The sequence below is a fragment of the Flavitalea flava genome (assembly GCF_054461575.1).
Genome location: NZ_JBTLQH010000002.1, coordinates 30,868 through 44,315 on the forward strand (window position 1 = coordinate 30,868; position 13,448 = coordinate 44,315).

Annotated in this window: 7 protein-coding genes; all 7 read right to left on the minus strand. The window is 46.8% G+C overall.

Annotation, left to right across the window (positions count from 1 at the left end; translation table 11 throughout):
• Positions 1–866 precede the first annotated feature (866 nt).
• The 7 genes from ACX0G9_RS02725 to ACX0G9_RS02755 all read right to left on the minus strand — a co-directional run bounded on the left by ACX0G9_RS02725 (position 867) and on the right by ACX0G9_RS02755 (position 12,731).
• The gene (locus ACX0G9_RS02725) at positions 867–2,321 is read right to left on the minus strand and encodes a TlpA family protein disulfide reductase (protein WP_459063312.1); all 1,455 of its coding nucleotides are present in this window, start codon (positions 2,319–2,321) and stop codon (positions 867–869) included.
• Positions 2,322–2,366: 45 nt separating this feature from the next.
• Entirely contained in the window at positions 2,367–3,749 is a 1,383-nt protein-coding gene (locus tag ACX0G9_RS02730; RefSeq protein ID WP_459063313.1) for a RagB/SusD family nutrient uptake outer membrane protein, read from the minus strand.
• Positions 3,750–3,758: 9 nt separating this feature from the next.
• Complete coding sequence (locus ACX0G9_RS02735; protein WP_459063314.1) at positions 3,759–7,304, minus strand: SusC/RagA family TonB-linked outer membrane protein; 3,546 nt, start codon at positions 7,302–7,304, stop codon at positions 3,759–3,761.
• A 160-nt stretch (positions 7,305–7,464) separates the two neighbouring features.
• On the minus strand, positions 7,465–8,676 hold the full coding sequence (locus tag ACX0G9_RS02740) for a FecR family protein (protein WP_459063315.1): 1,212 nt from the start codon (positions 8,674–8,676) through the stop codon (positions 7,465–7,467).
• Positions 8,677–8,772: 96 nt separating this feature from the next.
• Positions 8,773–9,360, minus strand: coding sequence for an RNA polymerase sigma factor (locus ACX0G9_RS02745; RefSeq protein ID WP_459063316.1), 588 nt, complete (start codon positions 9,358–9,360; stop codon positions 8,773–8,775).
• A gap of 145 nt (positions 9,361–9,505) precedes the next feature.
• Entirely contained in the window at positions 9,506–11,791 is a 2,286-nt protein-coding gene (locus tag ACX0G9_RS02750) for a Gldg family protein (RefSeq protein WP_459063317.1), read from the minus strand.
• Between the two features lie 7 nt (positions 11,792–11,798).
• The gene (locus ACX0G9_RS02755; protein ID WP_459063318.1) at positions 11,799–12,731 is read right to left on the minus strand and encodes an ABC transporter ATP-binding protein; all 933 of its coding nucleotides are present in this window, start codon (positions 12,729–12,731) and stop codon (positions 11,799–11,801) included.
• Positions 12,732–13,448 lie beyond the last annotated feature (717 nt).

The following is a 13,448-nucleotide window of genomic DNA, read 5'->3' on the forward strand; positions in this document are numbered from 1 at the left end:
TTGATGCAAAAATAAGATAAAAAATGAATTAAATCATTAAATAAGAATTATAATGCAGGTCGCCAGAAAAGCATATATCGGAGGAAATTACCCCTGACAAAATTTTCGAGGAGACCGTTCCGCCGGACTAAAATTAAATGAAGCGCAAAAACCGAAATTGTACGAATTACAATTAATGTATAAAACGTTTATTAGCCAATATATCAATGCTACCTCAAGAATATATATATTTATCGCGATGAAACCGGAATAACAGGCTACCCGGTATTTTGGGATTATAGGTTTATTCTTCAGACCGACAATGGAAAATACCTGTAAATTGTTGGTGGAAACAAAAGCTTAAAATCTAATAACCGATTGTAAAAAGTAAATATGGCATGCTGGACGGAGGACCGCAATTGTTCTTAGAAGATGCCAGGTTACAAGCAATAATTAAAAAGTGTTTACCATGAGTTACAAAAAGCTATCGCAGGAGTGTTCTCAAGAGGAATTAGCCGAATCTTTTGACGGGGGGGGATTTCATTGCAGTTATAGTTTCCAGCACATCTAGCGACAGGACGGACGTGGTTATCTCAATTTGGGGGAATGTGATTGGCAGGCAGCACATCGGGATTGAGCCAAATCGATCTCGGAGCGCAAGGGTAAAACCTTTCAAGACCGAAAAGATAAATCAATAAATAGTAGTGCCACCTCTATGTCGAGGTCGAAGCAACTGGAGATGGCGGTACGGTAAGCACCATTGTCTGCCTCTCTCCCGGGGAATTTGTCGCCCTTCTTCACAGCAGGATCTCAACCAGGCAATATATACAAGTGAGCCCCGCGTTTAGCGGGGCTCCATAGCTCGGTCTGCACGACACGATTTATGTCTATTGAATCTCCAATGCGCCATCTAAGATCCGCTTCAGATCAGTTCCGCCATCTTCATTCGGACTGATCGGATTGGCACATATCTTACCATTCTTGTCTACCAGTATCAGTGTAGGATAGCCCGAAACATAGTACCGCCTGATCATCTCATGACCCTCCATTTGCCCGTCCGTATACAGGTTTATTATATCGGGGCTCGTATAGACCTTCGAATTGACGCTTTGTATCCACTGGGCTTTCTGGCGATCGATGCTTACACTGATAAAAACGACATCCTTCATTTCATAATCTTCCTCTATTGCCTTAAGCTTTGGCGCCAGGAACCTACAAGCGCCGCAACCCGTGTAGAAAAAGTCCAAAACCACGACTTTACCCCGGAACTCGCTCAGCCTCCTCATCCGGCCAGAAACATCGGGTAAGGCAAAAGGGTAAGCCACACTTCCTTTCGTTCGGCCAGATCTGATATGCTCTAAAAATTGAGTAAATGCCGCTATTTTAACATATTTCAGCGCATTATCGACCAGCGGACCCAGATCTGTCGTGCCTGAATTCCTGTATTCAAACACGAGGCTGCTGAGTAGCATGTCCCTTTGAACACCCGTGTAGCGATCAGCCAACTGTACACTTACCTTCAGCGCCAGGCTGCTGTCAGGCTCCGCTCCACAAAGACATCGGGCCTTTTCCCTATTGATGACAGCTTCCCCAAATTGACGACAATAAGGCGCCATCGTATTATGGCTTAGCGCCAACAAGGCCATCTCTACCAGTCCCTGATCATGGTAAAGGGAGATCCCATCCACGATCACCTTGTAGTTTTCCCTGGTGATCCTATAAGGACGGACGATCGCTGACAGCAGATCGGCTTCCAGCATATCATATACTTCAGATGACAATAACGATCGCTTACCGGACAAATACCTCAATTTTTCCAGGCAGACCGAATCGTATCGCTTACGGAAGGCAGCAAATTGCTGCCCATCGGACATAGTAGGATCATATACGTCCGGCCATTCATTGAGTGTCTTGATTATGGCGTACTTCCCGGCGCCCTTGCCCAAAAATTGAAACGGAATTCTGTTCCTGGTATCATAACCCGTCCTATCGAAATAACGGGTAATTACCACGTCTTTATCCCCAAAGTCTACATCGATCTCATCGCCGCTCTCCAATAGGTACCGGGAGATACCCAGTGGCGAGAGTGTCTTGGGAGCCAGTCGAAAATAACTGGCATGTTCAAGCTGCGCCGTAAATTTGAATCGGTGATTATACACCGTAGTGAACAAAACCTGTTCATAATCCTGGTTACCTGAAATACCGTATCCATACAAGGTCAGCAACATGCTGTCTCCATCATTCAATTGATAGACCGTACCTGTTATGATGGCCGGCTTTTCAGCCGCCACCACTATATGAGAAACGATCAATAAAAGACACGACAATGCCATTACTCTCATAAAAAAGTATTTTTAAATTGTTGTATAAGAATTATAAGGCTCTTATCAGCGTGGATTCTGTGGTACACCGCCAAGGCGGATCTCTGTATCGGGCAGAAGAAACGCGTATCTTAGGTCATTCGGGGGCAGCGTGTAGGTCACTCCGTTGAGTATCCTTGTCAGCGTGATCGCCCGCTGTGGCTCCTTATTCAGCCTACGCAGATCCATCCAGCGGGTACCTCTATAAAGTAATTCTTTCCGTCTTTCGAGGAGGATTAGGTCCAATGCCGCTTCAGCCGAGGAGGCTGTGTAAGGTACGAATGTACCCGTCTTCCAACGTTTGACCAACAACGTATTTACATCTCCGATAGCTGCGTCCGTATTTCCGGCCCTGGCGTTGCATTCGGCCCTGATCAGGTATAGTTCATCATTGGAAATGCCGCTATAATTATAACCCTTGTAATCATAGGTCCCTGTGTAGTATGGCAGTCCATTTCGGATCAGGGCAAAATAAGACTTACGCAGATCATTATTGTCATAGGACCAATATACCGTAGAGTCCATAACCGCTATACTATTAGGAGAGATTGGATATGTTCCGTTCATGATCGTATGAAAGACGTCCTCTTCCAGAAAATGATCGCTGAGCGTACGGGAATCAGGTTGTAATGAATTGTAATCAGTAAGCACAGAAAATTGTCTCAGACAACTGTCTGCATAGATGTAGGCCTTCGGATATTCGGCTCTCGTTAGATAAATCCTTGCCAGCAAGGCCCTGGCTATCAGCTGTGAAGGGACCGTTTTGGACGGCGTGGCTGCCGGCAGAAGCGTTTCTGCCGTTTCCAGGTCATGGATGATCTGATCATAACATTCTTCTACTGTAGCACGGACAGGTTTTTCATTGATGTCCGCATGTTTGCGTAAAGGAATGCCCAGATCCGTTGCCGAATTCACCGGATCGTAGGGCATCGAATAGATCTGCAATAAGTTGAATAATACATTTGCCCGGAAAAAGAGCGCCCCCCCCATGATCTGGTCATGGCTGGCTTTTTCAGCAGTTGAATAGGCAATACCGGGCAACACATCCAAAATCACATTTGCACTGTAAATGGTGGCATAACCCGATACCCAATCATAATCATATCCATTGGGATTGTACGTAAATGGCGCCCAGGTCAGTTCATTGATCTCGAAATAGGCCAGATCGCCCAGATCTTTGGTCTGCACATATCCTTCATCGGAAGAAACCTGTCCCATGGCGGGAGAATTGGTGTTGAACGTAGATTCATTCTGCAATAGGGATTGAAGATCCGATAAGCTGCTAGGTATAACAAGATCATCCTTGGGCTTTGCATCCAGGAATTCATCCTCTTTTTTGCAGCCCGCAATAGCCAAAATGAATGCACAGATTATAAAAAATGAATACGGGCGTATAGATTGATAGGTCATACAATAGTTTTAGAAGTTTGCTTTGATGCCAAATGCGTATGTCTTGGGTACAGGCAGGGCAGTCGTCAGGGTCTGCGCCAGATCCGGGTCTACATGGGAATGGTTTGCCCGCCAGATAATGCCGAGGTTATTCGCATAGACGTTCAGCTGGAGGTGGCTGAAAGGCATTTTTTTGGCCTGCACCTTGTCCAGATCATAGGAAAGACTTACGTCCTGCAGCCGGATATGATCCGCCTTTTCGACCAGGGCAGAGGAGTTGGCATAGAAGCTCTCGCGGTAGTAGTCGGCGGGAGGATATTGAAAAGACATGACATTCGTATGCAATTCGTCACCCGGCTTCTGCCATCTCTTATAGTAATCTGCCTGGAATCGATCGGGCAGCGATGCCGGGCTGTAAGATGCCCGCCTGAAATAATAATTGAACTTATATATCAGGTTGGCAGACAAGGTAAATCCTTTATAAACAAACGTGTTCCGGAAAGAGCCGGATAAAGTCGGCCTGGCCGATCCATTGTGGACCAGGCTGTCGAATGGGGTACTGTACAAAATGGTATTATAGTCCTTGCTAACGCTTTTACCAACATATCCTAAGGGATCGCCCGTCGCGTGATCCAGACCAGCCCATCGATAACTATACAGCGCATATATGGGTCTGCCCGTCGTCGGATATAGATTACTTGCACTGGCATAAACATATGATGATGGGTTCAACGCAACATCGTATTTCGCAACCACGTCAGATACCGTTTGTAATTGCAGGTTGGTCAGCCAGGTAAAATTTTTATAGCTCAGATTTCTGCTGCTGAGAGAAATATCCAACCCATGCCCCCGGATGCTGGCTGTATTGCCGAAAAAAGTAGTAAATCCGCTGGATGGAGCGATGGACGCGTCACCAAACAAATCGAGCCCCTTTTTAAAGTAATATTCGACGGTGCCCGTCAGCACTTTGTCCTTCGTTCCAAATTCAAATCCCGTATTGACGATCCGTGATCTCTCCCAACGCAGGTCGGAATTCCCGGGACTTGTTACCTGCATGGATGGAACACCGGAATAAGGTGACGATCCCAATAATCGCAACGTGGTAAACGCTGTCGAACTCTTATTGATATTGGCTGTATAACCATAAGACCCTTTCACACGCAGGTATGGCAGCCATGGGATCTTGAAGAACTTTTCCCTGTTTAACTCCCAGGCTCCCCCGATCGAATACAACGGCACTCCTTTCTGGTTGGTATTAACACCGAAAAGGTTTGATTTGTCCTTTCGAACGCTGTAGGTTACCGTATAGCGCTTCCCATAAGTATAGCCCGCTATCCCAAAATAATTGATGTACCGGTCCAAAGTTCCTGAGAATCCATAAGGATTATTCGGGACCTGTTGGCTATATCCGCGGGGAGTGACGGGGTAAGGGGTCGAATAATCTATATTGGTGAAGCTATTGCCTGTCTGCTTATCATATCCATAAAAGCGGCTGGTATTGTCCTTGTAGCGGTCCTGGCTAACCTCCGTGCCCCCCAGCAATGTCACCTGGTGGTCTCCCCAGGTACGATCGTAATTCAGCAACCCCCTGAAATGCCTTGCGACCCGTTCGGTGTTCGTCAGCTGGAGTATACCTCCGACAGGCACAGGATGGGTGACATTACTATTGTTGTCAACCTGGGTATAACCATTGATCAGATCCCTGGCATAATAGCTGGCTACGCTATAATTTTGGTTTATAGCTGCGCTCATCTGCTGGTATTGAAAATTCAGCTCAGCGTTAAGTCCCTTTAGAATAGTATATTTCAACCCAAGGTTCAGGCGAGCTTCGGTGGAGGTCGTGACATTGTCAGCATTATTCAGTTCATCATAAGGACGATAATGCCAATCTTGGTAGACACCATTATTGCTGACGGAGTCTGAAAAATGAGTCGAATAATCTCTGGCGACGGCCATTGCATGACCACTTCCATCCACAAACTGTTCGTAGGGATAGAGGGCCCGTTGGCCATTGGTAAGATCACTGGCAACATCGTTGTTCCTCAACGTATTTTGCACATAGTAGACCTTAGTCGAAAACACAAGGTTCTTCAGAGGATAAAAATTATAGCTGCCCGACAGGGTATTACGCTTTGATCTGTTACCTGTCATATTGGTCCGGTTATTATCCAGGCCCAAAGAGAAGAAATAATCGCTGCTGGCACCCCCACCCCGCAGGTTCATAGCATATTGCTGACTGATCGATTTCTGAAAAAAATACTTGCTCAGCTGTTGACGTACATCATATCCCCGGTAGGCATCAATCTGGGATTTAGCCTTCTCCGCGGAGATCAGGCCCGCCCGTTGATCAGCCAGGATCTGCACTACAGGCGTGACTGGGTCGAAATACGGACTGCTAAGTTTTGAGTCGTAGATGCCCCTTTTGAAAAGCTCCTGCTCCAGATCGACATAATCGCTGGCTGGCATTATTTTACTATCATAATATAGATTCGGCCTGTCCCCTATGGTGACATTCCCTGCGAACTCAACCGACAGTTTTTGGGATTGACGGCCTTTTTTAGTCGTGATCACGATCACTCCGTTACCTGACCGTACCCCCCACACGGAAGCCGCGGCTGCATCTTTCAGCACCGTAATGCTCTCGACGTCGTTTGGATTGAGATTTTTGATATCGCCATCATAAGGAAAATTATCTACCACCACCAGTGGCTGATCATCTGCATAAAGCGTGCTCAGTCCGCGGATGCTGAGATCGATGCCCTCGCTCTCCTTCCTGATGGTATTGGTATTAAATAACAGCCCCGGCACCACCCCCTCCAGCCTACTGAGCACATCCGTGCCGATCCGCCTGTTGAACAGCTTGTTGTCGACCTCAGCAAAACTTCCTGTCGTCCTTTCCTTCGACAACACCTGATATCCTGTATTAAAAACGACTGTCACGTCTTTCATCTGCACTGCAGAAGGACGCAATGCAAATAAGAATGCTTTGGGGTCCCGAGGCACCTTATAGGTCCCCATCTCATAGCCGACATAAGAGATCAAAATCGTTTCTCCGGGTGCTGCCTGGATCGTAAACCTGCCTTCTGCATCAGTGATGGCAATACCGTGCTTGCCACGGACTGTCACTGTAGCCCCTGATAAGGGAGTGCCCAAGGAATCCGTGATACGACCGGTGATCGGCAACGGAGGCGCATCGGTAATATCGGGGACATTCACTGAGTCTCCATTCGACACCCTTGAAGACAACATGATCGTTTTCCCTTCGATAGTATAGCTCATCGGTTGGTCACTCAACACCAGATTTAAAAATTCGGTCAGTGGCATGTTATGTACGTTCACCGACACCGGAACGCTATGCTCCAGTGCACTGATATTCCCAAACACCACAAAGGCCGTCTGCCGCTCTATGGCCGAAAAAACTTTTTGCAGCGGCATGTTCTTCCCTGAAAGCGTGACGGTCTGGGCAATTCCGCTGGCATGCGACGAAAGAATGGCCGTTGTCAACAATAATAAAGTCAGCTTCATCACTAACAGCGTTTTTGTTTGTTCGGCAGATAATTGCCATTTTTTTTGCATAAATTGCAGTGGTTTGTTGGTTAATAATTTGCTCGTCGAACAGCATTACTGATCAATACAAACTACCGCCGGAAGCAGTTCAGAGCGCTTCCGGTTTTTGTTTGCCTATCAGGCATATCTATAGAGGAATTGGTTTAAGGTGATTGGAAAGGCTCGTCGTTCATGGACCAACGATAAGCGTACCACCCGGCTCGATCCGAAAGTGCAAGCCGGCCCCCTGAAGTCCTTTCAATACACCTGCCAGAGAAGTACTCTTATCCATTTTGCCAAAGAATTTTATAGGAGGAGGTTGTTTTTCATATACCACGTGGAAGTCGTACCACCGCTGCAATTGCATCATCACTTCCACAAGATTGGCACCGTCGAAGTTGAACAATCCATTCTTCCACGCTATTACTTTATCAAGGTCCACATCGTTTACAACAGCCATCCTGTCGCCGGGCCAGGCTTGTGCCTGTTGACCGGGCGCAAGCACCATCTTTTCAACTCCATTAACAACCCGCACGCTTCCTTCTAATAAAGTAGTCTTCACCATCGGTTCGTCAGCATAGGCATTTATGTCAAAATGAGTTCCCAAGACCTCTACCCTACCCTTCCGCTCCATATCCACAATAAAAGGCATGCCGTTTTTTTTGGCGACCTCCACATATGCCTCCCCAAGGACCTTTATCCGCCGCGAGCCTCCAACAAAAGAAGTAGGATAGGTTACCGAGGACAAAGCGTTCAACCAGACCTTGCTGCCGTCCGGTAGCACCAGTTGGAATTGTCGTCCCCGGGGAGTGCTCATCGTGTTATAACTGATCGCACGGGCATCGGAAGCGTCATAGGTCAGTTGACCATTGGAAAGGCTCACCTGCGTGCCGCGTTCATCGGCAATGACCCCGCTTTGCATACTGTCTAGTGTGATGGTGCGTCCGTCCCCAAGCGTCAGAATAGCCCCGGGATGCCCTGCCTGCACATCTGCCATTACCGGCGTTTTACCATCCGCCACTGGTAAGGATGGTATTTGTTCAAAATGCCACCACAAATACCCACCGCCGATCAACAGAATAATAGCCGCCGCAACCCGCACAAAAGCCATCCGGAGAATTGGTACCCGACCGGTAGCCAAAACGCCTTTCTCAACGGGTGGCAGCATATTTTTATCAGCGGCTATTGCGGCACGCAACTTTTGTTCCAAACGCTCGTACACAGCCTCTGAAGGTTGGTCTATATCCAAAGATCCGTTATGCAACTGCACAAGTAAGATTTCTCTGAAAGCCGCTTCATAGTCGGGCTCTTTCAATAACCCGCTAAGTTCCATACCTTCATCGCTGGTAATAGTCTCCAGCAAATAAGCAGCTGTCAGCTCCTGCAACCTTTGTTGATCCATACGCGAAATACTGATTTTCGTACATGAGGCTAAAATCTTTTCCCGGACAACTATAAAGACACATGCACAAGGCCTGATAGAGTAGTGATCTAAAAATTATTTTATCTCTGCGATGAGAATGATCACCCAGAGCGGAACACCCGCATTTTCCTGCACGTAAACTTTCAGAAAGCCCAACGCCTTGGTCAGGTACTGATACACCGTATCCTTATGCATGCCAAGCGATTCGGCTATCTGCTCGTTGGTCATACCTTCGAAACGACTCATTTTGAAGACCCTCTTTCTTTTTTCCGGAAGCAGCTCGACCCCTCTCAGCAGGATCTGGTAGGTCTCCCGGTATTCGGTTTGTTGATGGGGCAACGGGTCGGCCGCATGTATTTGATCGGAAGGAAAGAACAACCGGTCGATCCTTTTACGCGCCTCATTATAGATATGATTGCGCGCGATAATGAAAAGGTAATTTTTCAAACTTTTCACCTCGGAAAGCGTTGACCTGCTCCTCCATAATTTCAGAAAAATGTCCTGAGTAGTCTCTTCCGCACGCTCGACAGACTTCAGGTAAGCCAGCGCATGCGAGAAAACCGTATTCCAGTACTTGCGCAACACAGCAGAGAATGCCTGTTCATCGCCATTGGCAATACGTTGCAACAGTAAAGTCTCGATGTCTGGTAATAAGTTGGACACAGATCGGTTATTTAATTGATTGCATGGCTAAGCAAGGTCAGGTAGGAAAGGCTGGATTAGAAAATTAATTGCGGGTGCCTCCAGTCTATAAATATACAAAAATGCCGGAACAAAATATCCGGCATTTGAAGCATAAACCAATAATTTAATTCCTCTTTCTCCTGACCAGAAACACCGTTCCACCGATAAGCAGCAGCCCCGGTAATATTCCCAAAAATGCAATCCTGATAATGTTCACCCCCCCCTGCTCTATCCTCATTTTATCATCTCCCGTTGACGGTCTGTAAGTGTCGATGGGAAACGCCCCCATGCTCAGCCATCTGAAAACCTGCGTCGAGAAAATAAAATTCTGTGTGTTGACATTGTACCTGCCTATCTCGGAATTGCTCATAAAATCGGCGTCGCCAATAACTACGATACGCTGCTCTTTTCCCCCCGCATGACGAGTCAGCGCCAGGGCCGTAGGCAACTGTATACGCCGGTCTCCACGTTCAGCCGAATATTGAACAAGGCCCGAATCGGCATTCAATAATTGCTTTTTCAACCAGGTATTTTTCATCGGTGCTGTAAGAATTGGAATTACGTTGAGCCCCTCTTGCCCTTTGTACTGTAGTCCCGTCGCCCCTTGCATGACGACAATCGGCTGCTTTTCCGTAAAACGACCGAAGCTGGCAGATATTTCGGTCGCCCGCGTTGCGAACTCGGCCATCAGAAAGTCCGGAGCGAACTTTTTGCTCTCTTCTATCAAGACACCGTCTGCAAAACTTACACCCAAAGAACTGACGATCGGATTCAGAATAGCACTCTTTCCCGGTTCGCCCGCAACCAGCAAATTGCCGCCACGCGTGATATATTGCTGAACCCTCATTAGTGCGACTGCGGAAAGCGCCGTCCTGGGGTCCGCGACAACCAGCACATCGATATCCGAGGGTATCTGGCGCTCCAGATCGACCTTGGTGAAGTTAAATCCCTGGTTGATAAGCGAATAACGGAAAGTCAGCGACTGCGTAAGGCCTTTATAATCTTTGTCCGCATCCCGATCGATATCCCGCTCATTATCACCCGTAACAAATCCAACTTTTGGAGCCGGCACCAGCAGCCTTTTTAACGCCGCAGAAGTTTCCGTCTCACTGGGATACTGCGTCGGATCATTGAACATTCTTAAGTACGAACTCCTTTTTCCCAGTTTCAACAGTCGCGTAAACCGGTGTTCCTCAGGGGCCAGGTCGATCATACCCCTGATCTGGGCCGGCGCCATAAACCTGCCAAAGTCGATCCGGTAAGCCTCGGCCTTTCTTTTGGCAACATCCCTCACTGATATATTCTCACTGGGATCAAAAACATTTTTGTCTTCCACCGTATCATAATAATAAACATACTGCTGCTTCATATCAGGCAGATAGCGGGTATAAAGGTCGAAATGCTGTTGATCCCGCAAACGCATCTCAGGCAAACCATAATAGGCAAAATTATCCACCAGATTTACATAGGCGGTCATTGTAACGGGCTCTTTGATCTGTCGTACGATCGCCTGACTGTTGGGTGTCAGGGTTTGCCGTTTCATTCGGGTCATATCCAGGTAACCGATCATAGAAGGCCTGGCGCTGACGTATCCGATAACCAGAACGATGGCCAGCAATGACGAATACCGGGCGACTGTAAGTAGCACCGACCCCGATTCCCTTCCCGATTGCAACTTTAACATACAAAGCCCCAGGAACAAAATGATCACCACAACAAAATAGATAATGTCCTTACTGGTAATCATACCCTCGATCATTTCAGCGGAACGGCCTGAAATTGACAAAAAATTAGTAAGATCACGCACAAAATCGATATCCTGCCAGAGATTTCCCACATATTGCAATATGCCCAGTATAAACAGCGTGCTGATCGCTGCCACTACCTGGTAAGAAGTGAGACTCGACATGAATAGTCCGATGGCAGCATATGCGCAATACAGCAGGTACATCCCGACTATTCCCGATAATACCATTTTTAGATCCAGGCCTCTCACCGAATACGTGGCGGCCATTGCAAAAACAAATAGCACAAGCATCAACAGCAGGCCATATAACATGCTGGCAAGATATTTCCCCGTAATGATCTCGACGATCCGGGCGGGCGAAGATAACAACAACTTGATCGAACCGCTGCTGATCTCTCTACTCATTAATCCCATCGTCAATAACGGTACATACAGATATAACTTCGATTGCACAAGCGGCCATAGTCCATGAGGGAAAGAAAATAATCTTATAGTCAGCTCATCCACATTTGCCCCCATATGTTGTGATGAGACCCACCGCTCCACATTGGACGCGAAATCGATACCATTCTGAAAAATGAAAATGATCAATACCAGCCAGGCGATCGGAGAAAAGAAAAGGATGCTCAGCTCCAGCCGGGCTATTTTTAAAAGCGTTCTCATGGTTGAATCAGTTTTTATTTGCTTGGTTAGATAATTTGGCGAACACCGCGTCAAGCGAGCTCTTTTCCAACGATACTTCGCGCAGGCACCACCCCTTTTGAACACTGGTTCGTATGACTGTTTCTGCGATCGAGGGTCTGCCGTCGAAACTCAGCCTAATCTGCTGGTCACTTAAAAACTCCACGCCTGTTATACCGGGTATACTAGCCAGTTCTTCTCCCGGCGGCAAGTTTTCCATCCATAATAGCATGCTTTTTGGCTCTATATAATTGTTAAATGCGTCCATGGTGTCAGCAAATACCATTCGACCCTGCTCGATCATTTTGATCTCTTTGCATAAAAGCTGCACCTCAGAGAGGATATGTGTAGAAAATATCACCGCCCTTTCCGCTGCAATCTCCCGTATCAGCTTGCGCACCTCGATGATCTGGTTCGGGTCCAAACCGTTGGTTGGTTCGTCCATAACCACCAGTTTGGGATGGTGAATGATTGCCTGGGCAATGCCTACACGCTGCCGGTAACCACCTGACAGGTTGGCTATCAGTCGTTTACTAAAATGAGCTAGGCCACATTTTTCCTTCGCCTCTTCAACGGCCTCCCGGATCTTACCTTTATTTATCAGCCGGAGATTTGCACAATGCACCAGGTACTCGTCCACTGTCAGGTCATAGTACAAAGGCGGGTTCTGCGGCAGAAAGCCGATCTGTTTCTTCGCCTCACGGGCATCTTCCCGCATATCGATCCCGTTGACCACCACCTTGCCTTCTGTCTGGTTCAGTACTCCGCAAAGGATGTTCATCGTGGTCGATTTGCCGGCTCCATTGGACCCCAGTAGCCCAACAATGCCAGTTTGATTGATTGAAAAACTGATATTACGGATAGCCCAGGTCTTGCTATATCTGTGTGAAAGGTTGTCGATTGTTAGAATACTTGCTTGCATGTCAATAAAGACACATCAAAAACTCAAAAATAGAGTAGGGCCTATAAAGTATTGTTCAATTCAATCAAATTTGATGGATTAGACAAATATCTAACCGTGATTGGTACATTTGGGGCAACTCATTGCACTTTTAACAAGATTGATAAATTGATCGAAATGATCAAGGAGAACAAGAAATTATATGAAGCTCTCATGCTGGTTGGCTAAAAGAAAATACAGGGTTTCCAGCTTGGTATGGGCTTGGGAGATCAATTTGTTTATGATGGACAGCTCTTTATTGGCGGCTGTCCCTATTACCAGCTCCGAATGCTGGTCCCAATAAAGGTTATCACAATATACGGCACCAATAAAGGGACCCGATCAGGACTTTTTTCGGACCATTTTCTGCTGAAGATGAAGAAGATCGGCGGTCTACAATTGCCGAAAGCCAGCTAACTCAATGTGGTTCGATCCCAGCTTCAGGAATCTGTGTTTTTAAATTTGCAGTAAATACCTTCAATCCCTGTTGTTTTCCTTGGTTTTTGTATATAGTTTTATCGCAAACACAAGCTTGGTTGTATTTATCTTTTTATGTGTATACAATGGCAGTATACAATTCCAGGCGATATCCGTTAAATTCAAAACAATAATTACAATGACAATTTCGAAATCAATAACCGTGTCGATCTTTGTTTGCTCAACTCTATTGACTAATATAAATTCGACAGCTCAGGATAC